Source organism: Janibacter melonis (assembly GCF_003721155.3).
Lineage (GTDB): Bacteria > Actinomycetota > Actinomycetes > Actinomycetales > Dermatophilaceae > Marihabitans > Marihabitans melonis.
Genome location: NZ_CP044548.2, coordinates 3,266,409 through 3,290,175, shown reverse-complemented (window position 1 = coordinate 3,290,175; position 23,767 = coordinate 3,266,409). Strand labels below are relative to the sequence as shown.

Annotated in this window: 24 protein-coding genes; 8 read left to right on the top strand and 16 right to left on the bottom strand. The window is 72.6% G+C overall.

The features are described 5' to 3' along the window. Positions 1-7: 7 nt before the first annotated feature. The 7 genes from EEW87_RS15830 to EEW87_RS15800 form a co-directional block, all read right to left on the bottom strand. On the bottom strand, positions 8-967 hold the full coding sequence (locus EEW87_RS15830; protein ID WP_148041540.1) for a proline dehydrogenase family protein: 960 nt from the start codon (positions 965-967) through the stop codon (positions 8-10). Then, positions 964-1,926, bottom strand: a complete 963-nt coding sequence (locus tag EEW87_RS15825; protein WP_123091274.1) for a diacylglycerol/lipid kinase family protein — start codon at positions 1,924-1,926, stop codon at positions 964-966. The genes EEW87_RS15830 and EEW87_RS15825 overlap by 4 nt, the downstream gene beginning before the upstream one ends. A 141-nt stretch (positions 1,927-2,067) precedes the next feature. Beyond that, complete coding sequence (locus EEW87_RS15820; RefSeq protein WP_123091275.1) at positions 2,068-2,802, bottom strand: ABC transporter permease; 735 nt, start codon at positions 2,800-2,802, stop codon at positions 2,068-2,070. Continuing rightward, complete coding sequence (locus EEW87_RS15815) at positions 2,799-3,524, bottom strand: ABC transporter ATP-binding protein (RefSeq protein WP_192826136.1); 726 nt, start codon at positions 3,522-3,524, stop codon at positions 2,799-2,801. Before EEW87_RS15815 ends, EEW87_RS15820 begins: the two co-directional genes overlap by 4 nt. Before the next feature lie 32 nt (positions 3,525-3,556). After that, positions 3,557-4,171, bottom strand: coding sequence for a TetR/AcrR family transcriptional regulator (locus EEW87_RS15810; RefSeq protein WP_123091276.1), 615 nt, complete (start codon positions 4,169-4,171; stop codon positions 3,557-3,559). Continuing rightward, positions 4,168-4,959: a sugar phosphate isomerase/epimerase family protein gene (locus EEW87_RS15805; RefSeq protein ID WP_123091277.1), complete on the bottom strand. Its 792-nt coding sequence runs from the start codon at positions 4,957-4,959 to the stop codon at positions 4,168-4,170. The genes EEW87_RS15810 and EEW87_RS15805 overlap by 4 nt, the downstream gene beginning before the upstream one ends. A 29-nt stretch (positions 4,960-4,988) precedes the next feature. After that, on the bottom strand, positions 4,989-5,918 hold the full coding sequence (locus EEW87_RS15800; protein WP_123091278.1) for a Ppx/GppA family phosphatase: 930 nt from the start codon (positions 5,916-5,918) through the stop codon (positions 4,989-4,991). Between the two features lie 35 nt (positions 5,919-5,953). On the opposite strand from EEW87_RS15800, the gene EEW87_RS15795 reads away from it, so the two are divergent. Genes EEW87_RS15795 through EEW87_RS15780 form a run of 4 tightly spaced genes read left to right on the top strand, consistent with a single transcriptional unit; the run spans position 5,954 to position 10,220 of the window. Next, entirely contained in the window at positions 5,954-6,775 is an 822-nt protein-coding gene (locus tag EEW87_RS15795) for a DUF3109 family protein (RefSeq protein WP_123091279.1), read from the top strand. 58 nt (positions 6,776-6,833) lie between these two features. Next, positions 6,834-8,219, top strand: coding sequence for a DNA repair protein RadA (gene radA, locus EEW87_RS15790; RefSeq protein ID WP_123091280.1), 1,386 nt, complete (start codon positions 6,834-6,836; stop codon positions 8,217-8,219). A 10-nt stretch (positions 8,220-8,229) separates the two neighbouring features. Beyond that, positions 8,230-9,306, top strand: a complete 1,077-nt coding sequence (gene disA / locus EEW87_RS15785) for a DNA integrity scanning diadenylate cyclase DisA (RefSeq protein WP_123091281.1) — start codon at positions 8,230-8,232, stop codon at positions 9,304-9,306. A 23-nt stretch (positions 9,307-9,329) separates the two neighbouring features. Then, on the top strand, positions 9,330-10,220 hold the full coding sequence (locus EEW87_RS15780) for an HhH-GPD family protein (RefSeq protein WP_123091282.1): 891 nt from the start codon (positions 9,330-9,332) through the stop codon (positions 10,218-10,220). Here EEW87_RS15780 and EEW87_RS15775 read toward each other — a convergent pair. The 3 genes from EEW87_RS15775 to EEW87_RS15765 all read right to left on the bottom strand — a co-directional run bounded on the left by EEW87_RS15775 (position 10,202) and on the right by EEW87_RS15765 (position 12,813). Next, on the bottom strand, positions 10,202-10,750 hold the full coding sequence (locus tag EEW87_RS15775; protein WP_123091283.1) for a gluconokinase: 549 nt from the start codon (positions 10,748-10,750) through the stop codon (positions 10,202-10,204). The genes EEW87_RS15780 and EEW87_RS15775 overlap by 19 nt on opposite strands. 21 nt (positions 10,751-10,771) lie before the next feature. Beyond that, complete coding sequence (locus EEW87_RS15770) at positions 10,772-11,275, bottom strand: amino-acid N-acetyltransferase (protein ID WP_068273082.1); 504 nt, start codon at positions 11,273-11,275, stop codon at positions 10,772-10,774. Between the two features lie 119 nt (positions 11,276-11,394). Then, positions 11,395-12,813, bottom strand: coding sequence for an LVIVD repeat-containing protein (locus EEW87_RS15765; protein WP_123091284.1), 1,419 nt, complete (start codon positions 12,811-12,813; stop codon positions 11,395-11,397). Between the two features lie 206 nt (positions 12,814-13,019). Between EEW87_RS15765 and EEW87_RS15760 the strand changes: the two genes are divergently transcribed. Both EEW87_RS15760 and EEW87_RS15755 read left to right on the top strand, forming a co-directional pair. Then, entirely contained in the window at positions 13,020-13,694 is a 675-nt protein-coding gene (locus EEW87_RS15760; protein ID WP_123091285.1) for a DUF305 domain-containing protein, read from the top strand. Positions 13,695-13,721: 27 nt separating this feature from the next. After that, positions 13,722-14,288, top strand: a complete 567-nt coding sequence (locus EEW87_RS15755; RefSeq protein WP_123091286.1) for a maleylpyruvate isomerase family mycothiol-dependent enzyme — start codon at positions 13,722-13,724, stop codon at positions 14,286-14,288. 167 nt (positions 14,289-14,455) lie between these two features. Here the strand turns inward: EEW87_RS15755 and EEW87_RS15750 are convergent, their stop codons facing one another. Both EEW87_RS15750 and EEW87_RS15745 read right to left on the bottom strand, forming a co-directional pair. Then, a complete protein-coding gene (locus EEW87_RS15750) occupies positions 14,456-16,984 on the bottom strand; it encodes an ATP-dependent Clp protease ATP-binding subunit (protein WP_123091287.1) in 2,529 nt (842 codons plus the stop codon). Between the two features lie 161 nt (positions 16,985-17,145). Further along, on the bottom strand, positions 17,146-17,832 hold the full coding sequence (locus EEW87_RS15745) for a DUF4328 domain-containing protein (RefSeq protein WP_163562485.1): 687 nt from the start codon (positions 17,830-17,832) through the stop codon (positions 17,146-17,148). A gap of 70 nt (positions 17,833-17,902) precedes the next feature. On the opposite strand from EEW87_RS15745, the gene EEW87_RS15740 reads away from it, so the two are divergent. Further along, a complete protein-coding gene (locus EEW87_RS15740; RefSeq protein ID WP_123091289.1) occupies positions 17,903-18,490 on the top strand; it encodes a flavin reductase family protein in 588 nt (195 codons plus the stop codon). 6 nt (positions 18,491-18,496) lie between these two features. Here the strand turns inward: EEW87_RS15740 and EEW87_RS15735 are convergent, their stop codons facing one another. Continuing rightward, entirely contained in the window at positions 18,497-19,336 is an 840-nt protein-coding gene (locus EEW87_RS15735) for an Fpg/Nei family DNA glycosylase (RefSeq protein ID WP_123091290.1), read from the bottom strand. Between the two features lies 1 nt (position 19,337). Beyond that, positions 19,338-20,330, bottom strand: a complete 993-nt coding sequence (gene ku, locus EEW87_RS15730) for a non-homologous end joining protein Ku (protein ID WP_123091291.1) — start codon at positions 20,328-20,330, stop codon at positions 19,338-19,340. Positions 20,331-20,471: 141 nt separating this feature from the next. Here ku and EEW87_RS15725 point away from each other — a divergent pair, with 141 nt between their 5' ends. Further along, positions 20,472-21,362, top strand: coding sequence for a hypothetical protein (locus EEW87_RS15725; protein ID WP_123091292.1), 891 nt, complete (start codon positions 20,472-20,474; stop codon positions 21,360-21,362). 77 nt (positions 21,363-21,439) lie between these two features. Here EEW87_RS15725 and EEW87_RS15720 read toward each other — a convergent pair whose 3' ends face one another. Together EEW87_RS15720 and EEW87_RS15715 are read right to left on the bottom strand one after the other, a co-directional pair. Continuing rightward, a complete protein-coding gene (locus tag EEW87_RS15720) occupies positions 21,440-22,567 on the bottom strand; it encodes a CaiB/BaiF CoA transferase family protein (protein ID WP_123091293.1) in 1,128 nt (375 codons plus the stop codon). Continuing rightward, positions 22,564-23,739: an acyl-CoA dehydrogenase family protein gene (locus EEW87_RS15715; protein ID WP_123091294.1), complete on the bottom strand. Its 1,176-nt coding sequence runs from the start codon at positions 23,737-23,739 to the stop codon at positions 22,564-22,566. The genes EEW87_RS15720 and EEW87_RS15715 overlap by 4 nt, the downstream gene beginning before the upstream one ends. Positions 23,740-23,767 lie beyond the last annotated feature (28 nt).

Below are 23,767 nucleotides of genomic sequence, written 5' to 3'. Positions count from 1 at the left end.
GGCCCGCTCACCCCTGCCCGCCGAGGACCCCGACGAGCCGGCGCAGCGTCGCGGGGCGCTCCGCGAGGTCGGCGAGGTAGTCGTACCACTCGCGCCCGTAGGGCACGAGCACGCGCACGGTCTGCCCGGCGTCGGCGGCGAGGACCTGCCGCTCGGGCTGGGCGCCGAGGTACATCTGGTACTCGATGTCGTGCGCCCGGCCGCGGTGCTCGGCGAGCGCGTCGGTCACCTCGAGCAGCGCCGGGTCGTGCGTGGCGACCATGGGGCGCGGGCCGGCGGCGATGAGCGTGCTGAGGCAGCGCACGTAGGCCAGGTCGGCCTCGTGACGGTCCGACCACGCCGTCCGGGCGCTCTCGCGCGGTCCCCCGCGCACGAGCCGCACGGGGATGCCGAGGTCGCTGAGCCGGGCGCAGTCGTGCTCGCCACGATGACGGCGGGCGAGCACCGAGACCCGCAGCGGGAGCGGCTGGGAGCTCGCGGCCCACATCGCCTGGACGCACCCGTGCAGGTCGTCCTCGTGCTCGGTCGCGGCGGTCCGCAGGGTGACGCCGACCCCGCCGTCCGCAGCCCGTCCGACGACCTCCTCGAGCGCGGAGCGCACGGTGCTCGTCGGGTGCGACCCGAGGCCGAGGGCGGCGGGCACGAGGACGACGCCGAGCGGAGAGGTGGCGCGAGCGTCCCCCTTCGCCGCGGTGGCCGCAGCGACCGCCTGGAGCGCCCGGGCGAGGGCCTCGCGGCGCGTGGCCTCGTCGACCACCGGGCGGCACAACGGCTGGATCGAGGCGCGCCGACCGGTCGTGCCGAGGCCGAGGGCGACCTCGACCGCCTGGTCGACCTCCGGGCCGGCGACGAAGCGGTCGCGGGCGGCGACGAGCGGCGCCGAGCGCTCGAGCCGACGCCGCACGGGCGCGGTGGTGAGGACGTCGAGCACGGCGCCGCGGGCCGGGTCGAAGCCCACGGGCGTCACGCCGGCGGCTCCGTGTCGGGCACCGTCGGCTCGACGCCGGCCGGCACGTGCAGGCGGTAGGCCGCGGCCTGCACGCGCCACGTCGTGCGCAGCACCGGGTCGAGCAGCTCGCCGTCGGCGTTGACCCCGAAGTGGCGACCGGTCATCGACTCGACGCGCACCTCGGATCCGCGCAGCCGGCGCACGCCCTCGAGGCTCCCGTGCCGTCCGGACTTCAGGCGCAGCGCGTAGCGCAGCCGCTCGGCGCGGGTGCGCGCCTCGGCGATGACGACGTCGCCCAGGCCGTCGCCCGGCGCCGCCCCTGGGGCGAGCTCGGCTCCCCCGCCGATGCTCGTGCCGTTCGCCATGCCGACCTGCATGAGTCGCGTCTGCCCGTCGCTGACGACCGTGCCGTCGACGGTGACCCGCAGCTTCCACCCTCCCTTGCGGGCGCCCGCCATGACGCTGCCGACGACGTACCCGAGGGGGCCGAGGCCGACCTTGCCGAGGCGCTCCTTCCACGGCTTGGCGAGCCGCCCGGCCTCGTCACCGGCGCCGACGTGCACCGCGTTGACGATCACGCGGTCGGCGTCGTCGCGGATGACGTCGATGGGGCGCAGCGGCCCGTCGAGGACGATGCCCGCCGCCGCCCGCACGTCGGTGGGGATCGAGACCGCCCGGGCGAAGTCGTTGCCCGTGCCGAGGGGCACGAGGCCGACGACCGGAGCGGTGTCGTCCTCGGGGTCGAGCCGGTCCTCGAGGCACAAGGCGGTGAGCACCGCGTGCAGCGACCCGTCGCCCCCGCAGACGACGACCTCGGCGTCCTCGCGCGCGGCGAGGGCGCTCGTGAGGTCGTCCATCGACGAGGTCCGCACGACGTCGACGTGCGCCCGCTCGGCGAGCACCTGCCGCGCCGTCTCGACGACGTCGTCCTGGCTCGTGCCCGCGGCGTCGTTGACGATCATGAGGAGTCGGCGCATGAGCGCAGCCTAGGGGCGCCGGCGGCACCGGCCCATGGGACCTCGACCCCGGCCGTGGGAAGGAAGCTTCGACCTCGGGAAGGAACAGTTCCTTCCCGAGGTCGCACTTTCCCGCCCTGGGCGGGAAAGCTGGGGCGGGGGTCAGGCGGTGCGGCGGCGCAGGGTGAGCGAGCCGACGACGAGCGCCGCGACGACCCACCCGAGCATGACGACGACGGGCTCGGCGAGGTCGGACCAGGGCTGCGCCTGCGTGGCGATGACCCGTCCGGCGTCGACCGCGTACGACAGCGGCAGGACGTCCGAGACGAGCTCCAGCACCCGCGGCAGCTGCGCCCTCGGCACGAGCAGCCCGCACAGGAGCAGCTGCGGCAGGACGAGCGCGGGCATGAGCTGCACCGCCTGGAACTCCGTGCGGGCGAAGGCGCTGGCGAGCAGGCCCAGCGCCGTGCCGAGCAGGGCGGAGAGGACGACGAGGCCGACGAGGGCCCACGCCGGCCCCGCGACGTCGAGCCCGCAGACCCACAGCGCGAAGGCCGTGACGACGACCCCCTGGACGAGCGCCATGAGCCCGAAGGCGAGCGCGTACCCGGTCATCAGCTCGGCCTTGCCGAGCGGGGTGGTGAGCAGGCGCTCGAGCGTGCCGGAGGTGCGCTCGCGCAGGGTCGTCACCGAGGTGACGACGAACATGACGACGAAGGGGAAGATCCCGACGAGCATCGGGCCGACCCGGTCGAAGAGCGGGCCGCCCTCGTAGACCCAGGCGAGCAGCCCGATGAGCACGCACGGCACGAGGAGCATGAGCGCCACCGTGCGGTGGTCGCCGCGCAGCTGGGCGAGCACCCGGGCCGCCGTGACGACCGCGCGCCGGGGGCTCATCGTGCGCTCCCCTGCTCGACGAGGGCGAGGAAGGCGCCCTCGGCGTCGTGGGCACCGGTGCGCTCGAGCAGCCCGGCCGGGGTGTCGTCGGCGAGGAGCGCGCCGTCGCGCAGCAGGAGCAGGCGGTCGCAGCGGGCCGCCTCGTCCATGACGTGGCTCGAGACGAGCAGCGCGGCGCCGTCGGCGGCGAGCCGGTGGAAGAGCTCCCACAGGTCGCGGCGCAGCACCGGGTCGAGGCCGACCGTCGGCTCGTCGAGCAGGAGCAGCTGCGGGTCGCCGACGAGCGCGCCGGCGAGCGAGGCCCGGCTGCGCTGGCCGCCGGAGAGGGTCGCGACGAGCCGGTCGGCGTGCGAGCCGAGGTCGACCTGGGCGATCGCGCGCTCGGCGGCCCCTGCTGCGTCGCGCACGCCGAGCAGCCGGGCGAGGTGCACGACGTTGGCCCGGACGGTGAGGTCCGGGTAGACGCTGGGCGCCTGGGTCACGTAGGCCACCCGGTCGCGCAGGTCAGGTGACCCGGCGGGTCGGCCGAGCACCTCGACCTCTCCCCCGGCGACCCGCTGCACCCCCGCGACGGCACGGATGACCGTCGACTTGCCCCCGCCGCTCGGCCCGAGGAGACCGACGACCTCGCCGCGGCCGACGGCGAAGGACAGGTCGGCCAGGACGGTGCGCCCGCCCCGGGCGACGCGGAGGTGGCGCACCTCCACCGCGCTTTTCATCATGTGATGAAAAGTAGCACCGCCCCCGGTCGCTGTCAGCCCCCGACGAGGTGCTGCTGCAGCACCGGCGCGAGCCGGGCGACGAGCTCGTCGACCTCGACGTCGACGAGGGCCGGCACCTCGAGGACGTAGCGCAGCAGCCCGACGCCGACGACCTGCGCGGCGGCCAGACCGGCGCCCAGGGCGGCGTCGTCGGCGCCTCGCCCCGTGCGCGCGGCGAGCTCGCCGGCGACCCGTCCGAAGATCTCCCGCACGACGAACTCCTGCACCATCCGCGACGCCCCCTCGAAGCCCACGGCCGCGCGGATGACCCCCTGGAAGCGCATCCGGCCCTCGGGCGGGTCCCACACGGAGAAGAAGGTCCGGGCGAGCGCCTCGCCGACGTGCTCCTGCGGACCGGCGAGGACGTGCGAGACGAGCGCCGCGGGGTCGGCCGGCATCCCGATGACCTCGGCGAAGAGGGCGCTCTTGCCCTCGAAGTAGTGGTGCACGAGCGCCGGGTCGACCCCGGCCTCGCGCGCGATGCCGCGAAGGGAGGTCGCGTCGTACCCCTTCGCCGCGAAGTGCTCGAGGGCGACGGCGAGGATCTCGGCGCGGGTGTCGGCGTCACCGCCGCGGCGGCCGCGCCGCGCGGGCGGTCGCGCGCTCATCCGACGAGCTGACCGAGGTGCTCCCGGGCGAAGCGCAGGGACTCGGCGAGATCGCTCTCGCGCTCGGACTGCGGGCGACGACGGGTGCCGACCTCGAGCACGACCGCCCCCTCGAAGCCGCTCGTCGCGAGCTCGCCGAGGACCTCCGCGCACGGCTGCCCCCCGCGCCCCGGCACGAGGTGCTCGTCGCGGATCGTCTCGCCGCTGCCGTCCGCGAGATGCAGGTGCGACAGCCGTGCCCCGAGGTCACGGACCATCTGCAGGGCGTCCGAGCCGGCCGAGGCCGTGTGGGAGAGGTCGAGCGTCACGTGGTCGTAGGGCTGGGGCACGGGGTCCCAGTGGGGCAGGTAGGCCTCGACCTGGCGGCCGCGGGCCGTCCACGGGTACATGTTCTCGACGGCGAGGACGATGTCGCGGTCGTGCTCGCGCTCGGCGACCCCGTCGGCGAACGCGCGCGCGTACTCCTTCTGCCACCGGAAGGGGGGGTGGAGCACGACGACGGGCGCCCCGACGTCGTGCGCGAGGTCGATGGACCGGTCGACCTTCGTCCACGCGTCCGGCCCCCACACCCGCTGCGTGAGGAGCAGGGTCGGCGCGTGGACGGACACGACGGGCAGCTCGTGATGCTCGGACAGACCGCGCAGCGCGGCCGCCTGCTGGCTCACCGGGTCGGTCCACACCATGACCTCGACCCCGTCGTAGCCCAGCCGCGCTGCGGTCTCGAAGGCCGAGGACGTCGTCTGCGGGTACACGGACGCCGAGGACAGCGCCACGGGGATGCGCGGCATCTGCCGAGCGTAGACCGGCAGCCCCCGGCTCAGGTGTCGAGGTGGTCGAGGTAACGCAGGATGACCCCTTCGCGCAGGGCCCACGGGCAGATCTGCAGGCTGTCCACGCCGAGCAGCCCCATGGCGGCCTCGGCGACGACCGCACCACCGAGGAGCTGATGGGCCCGAGACGCCGAGACGCCGGGCAGCCCGGTGCGCTCGGCCGAGGTCATCGGCGTGATCGTCGCGATCGTGCGGGTGACGTCCTCGAGGGTGAGGACGCGGCTGACGTAGGGGCCCTCGGCCGAGGGGGCGGCGCCGGCGATGCGCGCGAGCGAGCGCATCGTCTTGCTCGTGCCGACGACCCGGTCGGGGGCGCCCGCCTTGGCGAGCGGGCGGATGTGGCGGGCCAGCTCGGCCCGGACCGCCTTGCGCGCGGCGCGCACCTCGGCGGGCGAAGGGGGGTCCCCCGCGAGCAGCTCTCGGGTCACCCGACCGGCGCCGAGGAGGAAGGACAGGGCGACGTCGGGGTCCTCGTCGGTGCCGACCGCGACCTCGAGCGAGCCGCCGCCGATGTCGAGGACGAGGAGCTTGCCCGCGGACCAGCCGGCCCACCGCCGCGCGGCGAGGAAGGTCAGGCGCGACTCGTCCTCGCCGGAGAGGACCCGCAGCTCGACCCCGGTGCGCTCGCGCACGTGGGCGAGGACCTCCTCGCCGTTGGGGGCCTCACGGATCGCGCTCGTGGCGAAGGCGAGGGTCTCCTCGACGCCCTGCTCGTCGGCCACCTCGAGGCACTCGGCGACGAAGCGGGTGAGGCGCTCGGTGCCCGAGTCGCGCACGCGGCCGTCGTCGAGGACGTGCTCGGCGAGCCGGAGCTCGATCTTGTGCGACGTCGCCGGCAGCGGTTGCGCGCCGCGGTGCGCGTCGACCACGAGCAGGTGGACCGTGTTGGATCCGACGTCGATGACCCCGAGGCGCATGGGTCGACACCCTACGGGCCGTAGGGTGACCCGCGATGAGCGAGCACGCTGGCGAGACGCCGCTGGGCACCCCGCGCACCTGGGTCGAGTTCGACGACCCCGGGCAGGAGGGCCAGCGCATGCGCTGCGACCTCACCTGGCTGACCTCGCGGTGGACCTGCATCTTCGGGCAGGGCTGCTGCGGGATCGACGCCGATCACCCCGACAACGGCTGCTGCACCCTCGGCGCGCACCTCACCGACGACGACGACGTCGAGCGGGTCCGCGCGGTCGCGAAGCGGCTCGGCGAGGACGAGTGGCAGCTGCACCCCGGCTCGACCCGCCTCACGGCGTGGACCGAGCGCGAGGACGGCGCCCGCAAGACCAAGGTCGTCGACGGCGGCTGCATCTTCTTGAACCGCCCGGGATTCCCCGCCGGCGCGGGTTGCGCCCTGCACCAGCACGCGGCGCTCGAGGGCGTGCCGCCGCACACCGTCAAGCCCGACGTGTGCTGGCAGCTGCCGATCCGGCGCACCTACCGCACCGTCGAGCTGCCCGACGAGACGAGCTATCTCGAGGTGAGCATCGGCGAGTACGACCGGCGCGGCTGGGGCCCCGGCGGGCACGACCTCGACTGGTACTGCTCGGGCAGCCCCGACGCCCACGTCGCCGCCGACCCCGTGTACGTCACCGAGCGCGACGGTCTCGTCGAGCTCATGGGAGCCCCGGCCTACGCGGCCCTCGTCGAGCACTGCGAGGCCCACCTCGCCCTCGTCGACGCGGTGCGCGCCCCCTCCGGACGCACCTCGCCGCAGGGCCGAGCCCTGCTCCCCCTCCTCGTCCACCCGGCGACGCTGGCGGCCGACGCGAAGGGGTGAGCCCCCCCCTTCGCCCGGGCCGCCGGGGCTGTCGGGCCGCCCACGTAGGTTGACCGGCATGGCAGCGACGAAGTCTCCCGGGTACCGGTGCTCCGAGTGCGGGTGGACCACCGTGAAGTGGGTCGGCCGCTGCGGCGAGTGCCAGGCCTGGGGCACGCTCGTCGAGATCGGCGCGGCCACCGTGCGCACCACCGCGGCCCGGCGGGTCGAGCGGTCCGCGCAGCCGATCGCGCAGGTCGCCGCCGAGGACGCGCAGTCGTGGAGCACCGGGGTCGGCGAGTTCGACCGGGTGCTCGGCGGGGGCATCGTGCCCGGCTCGGTCGTCCTCGTCGCCGGCGAGCCGGGCATCGGCAAGTCGACGCTGCTGCTCGACGTCGCCGCGCGCGCAGCGGCCCACCGGCCCGTCCTCTACGTGAGCGGCGAGGAGTCAGCGGCACAGGTGAGGGCCCGGGCCCAGCGCATCGGCGCCCTCGCCGACGAGCTCTACCTCACGAGCGAGACCGACCTGGGCACCGTGCTGGCGCACCTCGACGAGCGCGCCCCGGCGCTGGCCGTCGTCGACTCCGTGCAGACCCTCGCCTCGGGCGAGGTCGACGGCGCGGCGGGCAACGTCAGCCAGGTGCGCGAGGTCGCCGGGGCCCTCATCCAGCGGGCGAAGGCCGCGGGCATCGCGATGCTGCTCGTCGGCCACGTGACGAAGGACGGCTCGATCGCCGGGCCACGGATGCTCGAGCACCTCGTCGACGTCGTCGTGCAGTTCGACGGCGACCGCCACTCGCGGCTGCGGCTCGTGCGGGCGGTGAAGAACAGGTACGGCCCCACCGACGAGGTCGGGTGCTTCGACCTCACCGACACCGGCATCCACGGGCTCGAGGACCCGAGCGGGCTCTTCCTGTCCTCGCGGCACGTCACCGTGCCGGGCACCTGCGCGACCGTCACCCTCGAGGGGCGCCGTCCGCTCGTCACCGAGATCCAGGCCCTCGTCGCCCCCTCGGAGATCCCCACCCCGCGCCGGGCGAGCGTGGGGCTGGACTCCTCGCGGGTGGCGATGATCATGGCGGTGCTCGACCGCCGCGCCGGTGCCCCCGTCGGGCGTGCCGACACCTACGTGAGCACCGTCGGCGGGGTGCGCATCACCGAGCCGTCGAGCGACCTCGCCGTCGCCCTGGCCATCGCGAGCGCCGTCCAGGACCGGCCCTTGCCGCACACCCTGCTCGCGCTCGGCGAGGTCGGGCTCTCGGGCGAGGTGCGACCGGCCGTCGGGGTGTCCCGCCGTCTCCTCGAGGCCTCGCGCCTGGGCTTCACGACGGCGCTCGTGCCGGTGGGGGCGCTCGCCGACAGCACGCCCCCGCCCCGGATGGAGGTCGTCGAGGTGAGCGACCTCTCGAGCGCCATCGAGCAGGCCCGCTCGCGCTCGTCGGCGAGCGCACCCGCGGGGACCTAGACTCACGCTCGTGTCCGACCACGACGACGACCTGCTCCGGGCGACCCTGGCCGCGGTCGCGCCCGGCACCGAGCTGCGCGACGGCCTCGAGCGCATCCTGCGCGGCAACACCGGGGCCCTCGTCGTCCTCGGTCACGACCGGGTCGTCGAGCAGATCGCGACCGGCGGATTCCCCCTCGACATCGAGTTCTCCTCGACGCGTCTGCGTGAGCTGGCCAAGATGGACGGCGCGATCGTCCTCGACCGCGGCTCCAACCGCATCCTGCGGGCCGGCACCCAGCTGCTGCCCGACCCGAGCATCGAGACCCAGGAGTCCGGCACCCGGCACCGCACCGCCGAGCGGGTCGCCCGCCAGACCGGTCACCCCGTCGTCTCGGTGAGCCAGTCGATGCGCATCATCGCGCTCTACGTCGGCGGACGTCGCCACGTCGTCAAGCCCGCCTCCGAGCTCGTGTCGTACGCCAACCAGGCCCTGCAGACCCTCGAGCGCTACAAGGCCCGGCTCGACGAGGTGACGAGCACCCTCTCGGCGCTCGAGATCGAGGACCTCGTCACGGTCCGCGACGTCGCCTCGGTGCTGCAGCGCCTCGAGATGGTGCGCCGCATCAGCGAGGAGATCGAGAGCTACGTCGTCGAGCTGGGCACCGAGGGTCGTCTGCTCACCCTCCAGCTCGAGGAGCTCACCGCCGGCCTGCAGGACGACCTCATGTGGGTCGCGCGCGACTACGCGCCGAGCGCCTCGAACCCGCCGACGGTCGAGGAGATGATGGCCTCGCTCGCCGCCCTCGACCCGACCGCGCTGCTCGACCTCGGCGCGTGCGCGAAGACCCTCGGCTTCTCCATCGTCGGCGAGAACCTCGACGCGACGGTCAGCCCCCTCGGCTTCCGCATCCTGTCGAAGGTCCCCCGTCTGCCGGGCCTGATCATCGAGCGGCTCGTCCACCAGTTCGGCGGGCTGCAGCGCCTGCTCGCCGCGGGCATCGACGACCTCATGACCGTCGAGGGCGTCGGCGAGGGCCGCGCCCGCCTCGTGCGCGAGGGGCTGTCTCGCCTGGCCGAGACCTCCATCCTCGAGCGCTACGTCTGACCCGGTCGAGGCCGAGGTCCGTCGTGAGCACCGCTGAGACCGAGCTGGCGCACGTCCACCGACGGGTGCTGAGCTGGTTCGACGAGCACGCCCGCGACCTGCCGTGGCGGGCAGCCGGCACGACGCCCTGGGAGGTCTTCGTCTCCGAGGTGATGTCGCAGCAGACCCCGGTCGCCCGGGTGGTGCCGATCTGGCAGGAGTGGATGCGTCGGTGGCCGACGCCCGCCGACCTGGCATCCGCTGGTCCCGGTGACGCGGTACGGCTGTGGGGGCGGCTGGGCTACCCGCGCCGCGCGCTGCGGCTGCGCGAGGCGGCGGTCGCCATGGTCGAGCGGCACGACGGCGAGGTGCCGACGAGCCCGCAGGACCTCCTCGCCCTGCCCGGTGTCGGCGCCTACACCGCGGCCGCCGTGGCGTCCTTCGCGCACGGCCTGCCCGAGGTCGTCGTCGACACGAACGTGCGCCGGGTCCTCGCCCGGGCGCTCGAGGGGGACGCCCAGGCCGCTCCTGCCCTCACCGCCCGCGAGGCCCGGCTTGCCGCGAGCGCGATGCCACCCGAGACGGACGACGCCAACGCGTGGAACGCCGCGGTCATGGAGCTCGGGGCGCTCGTGTGCACGGCCCGCGCCCCGCGCTGCGAGGAGTGCCCGGTGAGCGACCTGTGCGCCTGGCGCCGGGCGGGGTCACCGGCCCACGACGGACCCGTGCGGCGCGGTCAGGCGTGGCACGGCACCGACCGGCAGGTGCGCGGGCGGGTCGTGCAGCTCCTGCGGGAGAGCACCGGCTCGGTGAGCCGCGAGCAGGTCGCGCAGGTATGGCCGCAGGACCCGGCGAAGGTGGACCGCTGCCTGGCCGGTCTCGTCGAGGACGGGCTCGTCGAGCCCGACGGCGAGGGCTACCGGCTGCCCGTGTGAGCCGGCTGCTCGGGCAGCCCGAGCAGCTCAAGGGTCTCGCGCAGGGCCTCGTCCTCGTCGCCGTCGGAGCGCAGGGTGCGCGCGGGCTCGTCCGCCCCGAAGGGCTCGAGGGTGTCGAGCTGGGAGCGCAGCATCGACGCCTTCATGTAGTGGCCCTCGCGGGTCTCCAGCCGCCGGTACAACTCCTCCTCGGGGACGTCGAGGAGGAAGAACTCGACGTGCTCGCGGCCCTCGCGCAGGAGGTCGCGGTAAGAGCGCTTGAGCGCCGAGCACGCGATGACCGCGCTCTCCCCCTTCGCCTCGCGGTCGCTGATCCACTCCCCGATCGCCCGCAGCCACGGCCAGCGGTCCTCGTCGGTCAGCGGGTGGCCGTCGGCCATCTTCGCGATGTTGGCCTCGGGGTGCAGCCGGTCGCCCTCGAGGAAGGCCCAGCTGGTCGCCGCGACGACTCCCTCGGCGAGGGTCGTCTTGCCGGCGCCGGACACCCCCATGACGACGACGTGACGGATCGGCTGCGCGTCGGTGCTCATCGCGCCAACCTACCCAGGACCTCAGAGCTGACGAAGCATCCGGGTGTTGCCCAGGGTGTTCGGCTTGACCCGCTCGAGGTCGAGGAACTCGGCGACGCCCTCGTCGTAGGAGCGCAGCAACTCCGCGTAGACCTCCGGGTCGACCGCGCGGCCCTCGATCTCGGTGAAGCCGTGCCGGGTGAAGAAGTCGGTCTCGAAGGTGAGGCAGAAGATCCGCTCGACCCCGATCTCACGGGCGTCCTCGAGCAGCGCGCGCAGCAGCGCCCCGCCGACGCCGTGCCCGAGGTGGTCGCGCGAGACGGCGAGCGTGCGGATCTCGGCGAGGTCCTCCCACATGACGTGCAGCGCCCCGCAGCCGACGACGACGCCGTCGATCTCGGCGACGCGGAACTCCTGGATGCCCTCGAAGTAGGCGACGGCGTCCTTGCTCACGAGCACCCGGCTCTCGGCGAGCGGCGCGACGAGGTCGCGGATGGCGCGGACGTCGGGGGTTCGGGCGCGACGGATCTCGGGCTGGCTGGGCACCGGCCCAATGTACGCGCGGCCGGGGCCGTCCTCGGCGCCGCAGGGCGCGACGAAGGGGGCGCCCCGGCACCTGGCCGGGACGCCCCCGTCGCGTCAGTGATCGTCTCGTCGAGCGGGGCTCAGCGGACCTTGTACTTCGGCTGGCTCTGGACGTTGAGCTCGTCCATGATCTGCTTGTCGATCTTCTTGGTCGACGGGTCGACCCACTTGAGGACGTCGAAGCCACGGGCGATGTCCGAGGAGTACATGTGGCCGTTGTAGTAGTACGTCGACCACGTGCCGCCGGTGCCGGCGCCCTCGGGGAGCGGACCGCGCTCGAAGTAGCCCAGCTCCTTGGGGTTCTCGGAGTCCGTGAAGTCCCAGATGCTCACGCCGCCCTGGTACCAGGACTGGACCATGAGGTCGCGCCCGGCGACGGGGATGATCGAGCCGTTGTGCGCGACGCAGTTCTCCGTCGGGCCCTGGTGGCGGTCGATCTTGTAGTACGACTTGAAGTCGAGACGGCCGTACTTCGAGATGTCGTAGATCGCGTTCGCGCCACGGTTCGGGCCGATGGCCGCGTTGCAGGTGGCGGCGCCGCCACCACCGAGCTCGTCGGTGAAGATCACCTTGGAGGCGTCGGCGTTGAAGGTGGCCGAGTGCCAGAAGGCGAAGTTCTCGTCGTCACGGACACGCTCGATGACCCGCGGCTTCTCGGGGTTCTCGATGTCCATGATGATGCCGTCACCCATGCACGCACCGGCCGCAAGGTCCTTGTGCGGCAGCGCGGTGATGTCGTGGCAGCCCGTCGTGGCCGAGCGGCTCGCGATCGGGGTCGGGCCGGGGCCACCGGGGTTGCCGCCGTCGGGGAAGAGGTTCGGCGTGGCGATGACCGCGGCCGAGGTGGGGTTCTTCGTGTCGACCTTGACGATGGAGATGAGGTCGTGCGGCGTCTTGCAGTCCGGGAAGGTGTCACGCGGCGAGTAGCTCGACACGTAGAGGTAGTCGGTCTTGTTGTTCTTGCCCTTGCCCGGGACGAGCGTGTGGGTGTGCGACCCGCAGGCGGTCTCGACGGACTTGATGTACTTCGGGTTCTTCACGTCGGAGATGTCGAAGATCTTGATGCCCTCCCAGCTCTCCTTGATCGTCGCGGACTGCGACGTCGAGGCGCAGGAGTCGTCGCTGCGAGAGGAGTCGGTCGAGAGGTAGAGCAGGTCGCCGGAGACGGAGATGTCGTTCTGGCTGCCGGGGCAGCTGACCTGGACGATCGTCTTGGGCTTCTTGGGGTTACGGATGTCGATGATCGAGAAGCCGTCGTAGTTGCCGACGAAGGCCTTGTCGTCCTGGAAGGCCAGGTCGGTCCCGACCCCCTGCGCCAGCACGCCCGAGGGGGCGATGTTGGCGAGGTGCTTGACGTTGGCGCTGCGCCCGATCTCATCGGTCTTGAGGTCGGTGCCGGACACGCCGACCCGGTCATCGGGTCCGACGGCTAGTGCGGCGCCGGCGCCCGAGGTGACCAGGGCTGCTGCCGCAGCGATGGCCAGTAGTGGCTTACGCATGTTTCCTCCGCTCGGTGGCTCCCGAACGAGGGTGGCGGCCCTTGGACGGGTCTTCAAGGTTCGCTCAGCCTCTCCTGACCTGTGAGTCGGCCGAAAGGTGACGAAGGTCAGGGATGGGTCAGCGTTGGGTCAAGACCCCCGGTCGCGCGGCGTGAAGATGCCGCCACCCCTTCGCAGAGCACCCCCGCCCCGGTTACCGTCGGCTCGTGCGCAGCCTCCGAACGACCGCGATCGCGTCCGCCCTCGCCCTGGCTCTCGCCGGCTGCTCGGGCGGCGACACCGAGCCCGTGCCGACGGCGTCGGCGACCTCCCCCGACGCGCCCGTCCTCGAGCCGGGCTCCCCCGGTCAGCCGAACTCGACGCTCACCGGCAGCGACGCGATCGCCACCCCGTCGGTCTCGCACAACGACGCCGACGTCACCTTCCTCACCGACATGATCAGCCACCACGCGCAGGCCATCGTCATGAGCGACATCGTCAAGGGGCGGCTCACCGACAGCAAGGTCAAGGGCATCGCCAGCCGCATCGCCGACGAGCAGAAGCCGGAGATGGAGGGCATGGCGACGACCCTGCGCTCGTGGGGCGAGGAGGTGCCGCCCGAGGCCAAGAACCCCAAGCTCGTCACCCAGCACGGCTCTCACCACTCGATGCCCGGCATGGCGACGCAGCAGCAGCTCACCGCGCTGGAGAACGCGAGCGGCACCGAGCTCGACCGCCAGTACCTCGACCTCATGGTCGCCCACCACAAGGGCGCGCTCACGATGTGCGACACCCACGGCGAGAAGGGCATGGACGAGCGCACCGGCGAGCTCGCCGACGACATCAACGTCACGCAGACCAAGCAGATCGAGCAGATGCAGCAGATGCGCAAGCGGCTCTGAGCCGGCCCACCCGCAGACGAGGACGACATGAGCGACACCGCTGCCGACCGTTTCCGCTCCGCCGCCGAGCGCTTCTCGACGCTCGTGGGCGGCACCACCGACTGGTCGGCGCCGACCCCCGTGGACCAGTGGCGGGCGCGCGACGTCGTCGAGCACCTGACGACCTGGCTGCCGGGCATGCTCGCCGGCTGCGGGGTCGCCCTCGACCCGGGGCCGTCGGCGCAGGACGACCCCACCGCCGCGTGGGAGCACGTGCGGGGGCAGGTGCAGGGCCTCCTCGACGACCCGGGGCGGGCCGGGCAGGAGGTCACCCAGGAGCACCTGGGCACCCTGCCGCTCGAGCGCCTCGTCGACACGTACTACACGCCCGACGTCGTCATGCACTCCTGGGACCTCGCGCGCTCGAGCGGTCAGGACGACACCATCGACCCGGCCTTCGTGCGTGAGGCGCACGCGGGGATGCTCTCCATGGAGCCGATGATCCGGGGCTCGGGGCAGTACGGCGAGCAGCACCCCGAGCCGGAGGGCGCGAGCGAGCAGGAGCGCTTCCTCGCCTTCATCGGCCGCGACCCCCGCTGGTCTTCCCCGACCTGACCCTGAGTGGTCTCGAGGCTCCTTCGTCGCACCTCGACCAGCGAAGGGTCGGCGGGTGGTCTCGAGGCTCCTTCGTCGCACCTCGACCGGCGAAGGGCCTGCGGGGACGGCGAAGGGGGCGACGCACCGTGGTGCGTCGCCCCCTTCGTCATGGGGTCAGGCGGGGGTCACTCCGAGCGAGGGTCGCTCTCTCCGCCGACCGTGATCGGCAGGTCGATGGCGGTGGCCTTCGGCGCACCGGCGAAGGTGAACCGCGCCTCCTTGCCCTCTCCCTCGACGTCGACACCGACGATCTCGCCGGCACCGATCTCGCCGTAGAGGATCTTCTCGGACAGCACGTCCTCGATCTCGCGCTGGATCGTCCGCTTGAGCGGGCGGGCGCCGAGCACCGGGTCGTAGCCGCGCTTGGCGAGCAGGGCCTTGGCCGCGGGCGTGAGCTCGATGCCCATGTCCTTGTCCTTGAGCCGCACGTCGAGCTTGGCGATCTCCAGGTCAACGATCTCGACGATCTCGTCCTGGCTCAGCTGCGGGAAGACGATGGTGTCGTCGACACGGTTGAGGAACTCCGGACGGAAGTGCTGCTTGAGCTCGTCGGTGACCTTGGCCTTCATCCGCTCGTAGTCGGTCCGGCCGTCGTTGCCGGGGGCGAAGCCCATGGTGCCCTTGGAGATGTCCCGGGTGCCGAGGTTGGTCGTCATGATGATGACGGTGTTCTTGAAGTCGACCATGCGGCCCTGGCTGTCGGTCAGACGGCCGTCCTCGAGCACCTGCAGCAGGCTGTTGAAGATCTCCGGGTGCGCCTTCTCGACCTCGTCGAAGAGGACCACCGAGAAGGGCTTGCGGCGCACCTTCTCCGTGAGCTGACCGCCCTCGTCGTAGCCGACGTACCCGGGCGGGCTGCCGAAGAGACGGCTGACCGTGTGCTTCTCGGAGTACTCCGACATGTCGAGGGTGATAAGGCTGTCCTCGTCGCCGAAGAGGAACTCGGCGAGCGCCTTGGCGAGCTCGGTCTTGCCGACGCCCGTGGGGCCGGCGAAGATGAACGAGCCACCGGGGCGACGCGGGTCCTTCAGACCGGCGCGGGTGCGACGGATCGCCTGCGAGAGACCCTTGATCGCCTCGTCGTTGCCGACGACGCGCTTGTGGAGCTCGCCCTCCATGTTGAGCAGCCGCGAGGACTCCTCCTCGGAGAGCTTGAAGACGGGGATGCCGGTCGAGGCGGCGAGCACCTCGGCGATGAGCTCCTCGTCGACCTCGGCGACGACGTCCATGTCGCCGGCCTTCCACTCCTCCTCGCGCTTGGCCTTCTCGCGCAGCAGGGTCTTCTCGTCGTCGCGCAGACGGGCGGCGAGCTCGAAGTCCTGGCCGTCGATGGCCGACTCCTTCTCCATCCGCACGCCGGCGATCTTCTCGTCGAACTCCTTGAGGTCCGGCGGCGCGGTCATCCGACGGATGCGCAAGCGCGCGCCCGCCTCGTCGATGAGGTCGATCGCCTTGTCCGGCAGGAAGCGGTCGTTGACGTACCGGTCGGCCATCGTCACGGCGCCGACGATCGCGGCGTCGGTGATGGTCACCTTGTGGTGCGCCTCGTACCGGTCGCGCAGGCCCTTGAGCATCTCGATGGCGTGCGCCAGCGAGGGCTCGGCGACCTGGATCGGCTGGAAGCGGCGCTCCAGGGCCGAGTCCTTCTCGATGTGCTTGCGGTACTCCTCGAGCGTCGTCGCGCCGATGGTCTGCAGCTCGCCGCGGGCGAGCATCGGCTTGAGGATGCTCGCGGCGTCGATCGCGCCCTCGGCGGCACCCGCACCGACGAGGGTGTGGATCTCGTCGATGAAGAGGATGATGTCGCCGCGGGTCTTGATCTCCTTGAGCACCTTCTTCAGGCGCTCCTCGAAGTCACCGCGGTACCGGCTGCCCGCGACGAGCGAGCCGAGGTCGAGGGTGTAGAGCTGCTTGTCCTTGAGCGGCTCGGGCACGTCGCCGCGCACGATGTCCTGGGCCAGGCCCTCGACGACGGCGGACTTGCCGACGCCGGGCTCGCCGATGAGGACGGGGTTGTTCTTCGTGCGGCGCGAGAGCACCTGCATGACCCGCTCGATCTCCTTCTCACGCCCGATGACCGGGTCGAGACCGCCGTCGCGGGCGGCCTGCGTGAGGTTGCGACCGAACTGGTCGAGCACGAGCGAGCCCGCGGGCTGGCCCTCGGCGGGACCTGCGCCGACACCGGCACCGGCCGCGGCGCCCTCCTTCGAGCCACCCTGGTAGCCCGAGATGAGCTGGATGACCGTCTGACGGACGCGACCGAGGTCGGCGCCGAGCTTGACGAGGACCTGGGCGGCCACCCCTTCGCCCTCACGGATGAGGCCGAGGAGGATGTGCTCCGTGCCGATGTAGTTGTGACCCAGCTGGAGCGCCTCGCGCAGCGAGAGCTCGAGGACCTTCTTGGCCCGCGGGGTGAAGGGGATGTGGCCGCTGGGGGCCTGCTGACCCGGGCCGATGATGTCCTGCACCTGCTCGCGGACCTGCTCGAGCGAGATACCGAGGGACTCGAGCGCCTTGCTGGCGACTCCCTCGCCCTCGTGGATGAGTCCGAGGAGGATGTGCTCGGTCCCGATGTAGTTGTGGTTGAGGAGGCGGGCCTCCTCCTGGGCGAGCACGACCACGCGCCGGGCTCGGTCTGTGAACCGTTCGAACATGGGGACACCCCTTCTGGCTTGGCTGCCTGAAATGCTAACTGGCTCTGCCCCAGATCCCTGGTGCGTCCGCACCCAGGAGGGGGTCGAGTCGATCTGCTCTGCACAACGTCACCGGGCGCTCCCCTGTTCCGCCGGGGGACAGCGGGTCCGCGTGTTCGCTGTCAGCGGACAGGACCGGCGAGCCGGGAGGCCGCCAGACGCCCGGTCCCGGAGGCCACCCGGCGCACGAGGACGAGCCACGGCACGAGAGCGACGGCGAGCGCGAGGCCGGCGACGAGGTCGAGCCGGGCCGCGAGGACCAGCGACTCGACGGTGGGCTGCTCGTCGACGAGCCACAGGCCCGCGGTGTCGACGACGACGACCACGAGCCAGGCGACCCACCACCAGGCGAGGAGCCGGCGCGGCCGCTCGCCGACCGCCCGGAGCACGTCACGGACGTACCGGAAGGGGAACCACCAGCAGACGACGGGCGTCACCCATGCCCACCAGGCCCATCGCCGGGACAGCGAGTGCGTCGTCGGCGCCATCGCGTCGCAGACGCGTCGTGAGCGCGCGAGCCACACCGAGGTGCACGCCCACAGGACGACCAGCAGGCACGCCTCGACGGCAGCGGGCACCCAGCTGTCGACCGTCGTCACCGCCACCATCGGCTCGCCCCCGCCGTCGACGACCCACCGCTCGATCGCGCGGAGCGAGACGAGGCGGGCGACGGCCGCGCCCACCCGGACAGCGGTCCACAGGACCGCGAGCGACACCACGGCGGCGAGGAGGACCCGACCCGGAGGGCGGACCGTGAGGCCGGGCAGAGGTCGCGCGAGCGGCACCCCGAGCGGCGGCGTGGTCGACATGGCGCGAAACCTAGCGGCTGAGCGGGCATCCCGCGCGAGATCCTCCACAGCCCCGTCGTAGCGTCTGACCATGCGCACCGTCTTCGACGTCAGCGACCCGGCGACCGACGCCTACGACCTGCTCACCTCGGTCGTCGTGCCCCGCCCGATCGCGTGGATCAGCACCGTGGGCGCGGACGGGGTCGGCAACCTCGCACCGCACTCCTTCTTCTCCGTCGCGTGCGCGCGACCGCCGATCATCAGCTTCACCTCCGTGGGGCGCAAGGACACGCTGCGCAACGTGCTCGCGACCGGCCACTTCGTCGTCAGCGTCGTCGGCGAGGACCAGCGCGACCTGGCGAACGCGAGCAGCGCCCCCTTCGACCCCGAGGCCGACGAGGCGCAGGAGCTCGGCATCGCCCTCGAGCCGAGCGACCTCGTGCCCGTGCCCCGTGTCGCCGGGTCCGCGGCCTCGGTGGAGTGCCGGCTGCACTCGAGCATCAAGCTCGGCGACAGCCATCTCGTGCTCGGCAGCGTCGTCGCCGTCACCGTGCGCACCGACGCCCTCGACGACGGGCGCCCGACGATGGAGGCGCTGCGGCCGATGTCGCGCCTGGGCCGCGACGAGTGGGGCCTGCCGCCCGAGGTCATCCGGCTCGAGCGTCCCGGCAGCGCCTGAGCCCGCTCAGGTGCCGGTCTGGCAGACCGTGCACCAGTAGAGCTTGCGACCGGCGAGGTCGCGCATGCTCACCGGTGTGCCGCACACCCGGCAGGGCTCGCCGGTGCGCCGGTAGACGTACGAGGTGCGCTCGGTGAGGTGAGGGGTCTCCCCCTTCGCCATCGCCTCCTCGACGACCTCGACCTGGTCCTCGCGGGTGACGATGCGCCCGGTGACGACGCCGAGCGGCATGAGGCGGCGCAGGTCCGCCCAGATCGCGTCCCACGTGTCGCGGGCCAGGGCGCGACCGGGCGTCGCCGGGTCGACGCGGTGGCGGAAGAGGACCTCGCAGCGGTAGACGTTGCCGATCCCCGCGACGACGGACTGGTCCATGAGCAGCGCGGCGACCTCCTTGCGTGAGCGGGTGACCCGCTCCCACCCGCGCTCGCCCGACTCCTCGCGAAGGGGGTCCGGCCCGAGCCGGTCGCGGATGCCCGCCTCCTCCTCCGGCGTGATGACGGCGCACACCATCGGGCCGCGCAGGTCGGCGACGTGGCCCTCGCCCTCGATGCGGCAGCGCACCTGCCCGACCACCGGCTTCTCGCCGACGAAGGCGACCTCGTCGATGGTGAAGGTGCCGATGAGACCGAGGTGCACGTGGAGCACCCGCGGCTCGGGCGACCCCGGGGGCTCGACCTCGACGAAGAGCTGCTTGCCGTGCGAGCGGGCCTCGCGCACCACTCCCCCGTCGAGCAGCTCGGCGCCCGCGGCGAAGCGGCCCTGCGGCGAGCTGACCTGGACCTCGCTGCCGGCGAAGGCGGCGTCGAGCGCGTCGGCGATGCGCGCCAGGGTGTGACCCTCGGGCACCTCAGCCGGCCTTCTTCTTCGGCGCCGACTTCTTCGCGGTGCTCTTGCTGGTGGTGGTCTTGGCCGCGGTCTTCTTCGCCGGGGCCTTCTTCGCGGCACTCTTCTTCGCGGTCGTCTTCTTCGCCGTGGTCTTCTTCGCGCCGGAGCCCTTCGCGCCCGACTCGCTGCTGTCCTTCGACCCGCCGTCGGAGCCCGTGGCCGACGATGACTCGCCGCGCCGGGTCTTGGCCCGCTCGACCGACTTCGCGAGCGCCGCGAGCAGGTCGACGACCTCTCCCCCTTCGTCCTCCTCCTCGGGGGCGGCCTTGACCTCACCGCCCTCGACCTTGGCCCGGACGAGCTCCTTGACGGCGAGCGCGTAGTCGTCCTCGTAGTCGTCGGGCTCGAAGTCGTCGGCGAGCTGGTCGATGAGGACCTGCGCCATCGACATCTCCTTCTCGGTGGCCTTCTCGTCCGCGCCGAGGTCGCCGAAGGCGCCGGCGTCGCGGACCTCGTCGGGCCACAGCATCGTCTGCATGACGATCATGCCCTCGCGCACGCGGAGCACGGCGAGGGTCATCCGGGTGCGGATCGCGACCGTCGCGACGGCCATGCGGTCCTCGCCCTCGAGCGCGTCGCGCAGCAGGACGTAGGGCTTGACCGCGGACTTGTCGGGCTCGAGGTAGTACGTCTTGTCGAAGTAGATGGGGTCGATCTGGTCGCTCGGCACGAACTTCTCGACGCTGATCTCCTTGCTGCTGCGCGTCGGCAGGTCGGCGAAGTCCTCGTCGGTGAGGACGACCATCTCGCCGTCCTCGGTCTCGTACCCCTTCGCGATGTCGTCGTAGGCGACCTCGTCGCCGTCGATGCTGCAGACGCGCTTGTAGCGGATGCGCCCGCCGTCGGCGACGTGCACCTGACGGAACTGCACGTCGTGGTTCTCGGTCGCGGAGTACAGCCGCACGGGGACGTTGACCAGCCCGAAGGAGACCGCACCCTTCCAGATCGCTCGCATGGGTCCAGCATGCCCTCCCGGGCCGCCTCGAGGTCACGATCGCGTCACCACGATGGCGAAGGGGGAGCCACGCACCCCGTCGTCCGCCTAGCATCCGGCGAGCCCTCGTCGGCCCTCCCCTCCACACGAAACGGATGCCCCATGCCCCGCCACCTCCGCAGCGCCGCCGTCGGCCTGCTCGCCGCCGCCGCCGCTCTCGCCACCGCGGGCAGCGCGACCGCGGCCCCTGTCGTCCCCGGTGCGCCCCGCGTGGCCGGGGGCTCTGCGTCGGCCTCGATCGCCGGGATCCCCTCGAGCTGCTGGGCCTTCGCGTCCTACCTCCAGCCGAACCGCATCTACTCGGAGATGGGCCTGAGCGGCAGCCGGATCACCTTCGCCTACCCCACGTCGGAGACGGGCAAGCTGACCTACACCCCCATCGCCCAGGTCACGCGGTGGTCCGAGGAGACCCGGACGGGCATCCGCCTCGACGGCTACGCGGTGAGCCCCGGCGGCACCGTCCAGCACGTCGTGCGCGACTGGTCCGACGGCAACGTCATGCGCACGACCCGCCGCACGGTGCAGAGCGGCTGGACCAGGGCCCGGGCCCTGTCGGCCGGCCAGGGCGTCGTCTACGCCGTCATCGGCGACAAGCTGCGCCGCTACGACGTCTCGAGCACCGGCTCGCTCGTCGACGGCACGACCTTGTCGACGGACTTCGCCGACGTGCAGACGCTCGCTCTCGCGTCGTGGTCGAGCTACGGCGACACCCTCGTCGCGACGACGAAGGGGGGCAGCCTGCTGCGCATCAAGACCTCGTTCGCCAAGGACACCGCGACCCGCACGGTGATGCGCTCCTCCGGTTTCCTCGGCTTCAAGGCGCTGTCCGCAGGTGGCTGCGACGGTTCCAGCGCTGCCGCCCTCATCGGAGTCTCGGGCGCCGGCAAGATCTACGCCTACTACGACCGTGACGGTTACACCAAGGACGCCTACCAGCCGAGCGGGCGCCTCGCGAGCACGCAGGTCGCCGACCTGCCGACCTACAGCAACTGACGCGATCAGGCAGCACGAACGGGTCGAGGTGATCCACGCCGACGTCGTCAGAGTGGATCACCTCGACCCGTGCTGCGTCAGCTCGGCAGGCGCGGCGGCGGGGTCCGGTAGGTCGCCGGGGTCCGCGACAGGGTGATCGGGTGGGCGACGGTGGGCACCGGCGCCCGACCGGGCTCGGCGACCTCGTGGACCGGGGCCAGCCCGAGCCGGTCGGCGAGCGCGAAGGCCTGCCCGAGGTCGTTGATCGGGCCGCAGGGCACGCCGAGCTGCGAGAGCACCTCGAACCAGTGGTCCGCGGGCTGCTCGCGCAGCACGTCCTCGAGCTCGGCCACGAGCACCTGACGGTGGGCGACGCGGTCGCTGTTGCGGGCGAAGCGCTCGTCCTGCGCGAGAGCGGGCCGGCCCACCCCCTTCGCCAGCAGCCCGAAGAGCTTGTCGTTCGCCGCGGCGACGGCGAGCGGGCGGTCCGCGGTCCGCAGGACCTCGTACGGCGCGATGCTCGGGTGGACGTTGCCCATCGCCTGCGGCACCTGGCCGGTGACCGCGTGCGCCGAGGACTGGTTGACCATCGCCGAGAGCAGCGAGGACAGCAGGTTGACCTCGACCCGCTGGCCCTCACCCGTGCGGTCACGGTACCGCAGCGCCGCGAGGATGCCGGTCACCGCGTGCAGCCCGGTGATGACGTCGACGAGCGCGACACCCACCTTCGTCGGGCCCGACTCGGGCGACCCGGTGACCGACATGAGCCCGCCGACCGCCTGCACGACGAGGTCGTACCCGGGCAGGTGCGCACCCTCGCCGGAGCCGAAGCCGGTGACGGAGCACACGACGAGACCGGGGTGGCGGGCGAGCAGCTCGTCGGGCCCCAGACCCAGGCGGTCCATCGTGCCGGCGCGGAAGTTGTCGACGACGACGTCGCAGCTCGCGACGAGCGCCAGCGCCTCCTCCCGGCCCTGGGGGCTGCCGAGGTCGACCGCCCGTGACTCCTTGTTGCGGTTGACCGAGAGGAAGTACGTCGACTCCCCCTCGTCGGACCACGGCGGGCCCCACGAGCGGGTCTCGTCGCCCACCCCGGGGCGCTCGACCTTGACGACCTCGGCCCCGAGGTCGGCGAGGAGCATCGTCGCGTACGGCGCGGCGAGCACCCGGCCGAAGTCGGCGACGCGGACCCCCGCGAGGGCCCCGGGGACGAGCTCGTCGGTCACCGGAAGGCTGCCTCGCCGGTGAGCGCCCGGCCGATGATCAGCTGGTGCACCTCGCTCGTGCCCTCGTAGGTGAGGACCGACTCGAGGTTGTTCGCGTGCCGCATCACCGGGTGCTCGAGGGTGATGCCGGCCGCGCCGAGGATCGTGCGCGCCTCGCGGGCGATGGCGATCGCCTCGCGCACGTTGTTGAGCTTGCCGAGCGAGACCTGCTCGTGGCGCAGCTGGCCCTCGTCCTTGAGCCGGCCGAGGTGCAGGGCGAGGAGCATGCCCTTGCCGAGCTCGAGGGTCATGTCGGCGAGCTTGGCCTGGGTCAGCTGGTAGGCCGAGAGCGGGCGGTCGAAGATCGACCGGTCCGCGCTGTACGCGAGGGCCGACTCGAGGCAGTCGCGCGCGGCGCCCAGCGAGCCGAAGACGATGCCGAAGCGGGCCTCGTTGAGGCAGGACAGCGGTCCCGACAGCCCGGTCACCTCCGGCAGCACGGCGTCGGCGGGCAGCCGGACCCCGTCGAGCACGAGCTCGGAGGTGACGCTCGCCCGCAGCGAGACCTTGCGCTTGATCTCCGGCGCGCTGAAGCCCGGGGTGTCGGTCGGCACGACGAAGCCGCGGATCGTGCCCTCGGCCTGCGCCCACACGACGGCGACGTCGGCGATGGACCCGTTGGTGATCCACATCTTCGCGCCGTCGAGGACCCAGTCGTCCCCGTCGCGCACCGCCCTGGTGCGCATGCCGCCGGGGTCGGACCCGAAGTCGGGCTCGGTGAGGCCGAAGCATCCGATGGCCTCGCCGGAGGCCATCCTCGGCAGCCACTCCTGCTTCTGCTCCTCCGACCCGTGCTTCCAGATGGCGTACATCGCCAGCGAGCCCTGCACGGAGACGAGGGAGCGCAGGCCCGAGTCCCCCGCCTCGAGCTCCATGCACGCGAGGCCGTACGCGGTCGCGCTCGTGCCGGCGCAGCCGTAACCCTCGAGGTGCATGCCGAGCACCCCGAGCGAGCCCAGCTCGCGGGCGAGGTCACGGGCGGGGATCTGCCCCGACTCGAACCAGCCCGCGACCTCCGGGCGGATCCGGTCGTCGACGAAGCGGCGCACCGTGTCACGGATGTCGCGCTCCTCCTCGCCGATGAGGTGGTCGGTCCCGAAGAGCCCGAGGGGGGTCTGGGCGCGGGTGCTCACTGGTGGTGCTCCTTCGTCTGGGTCACGG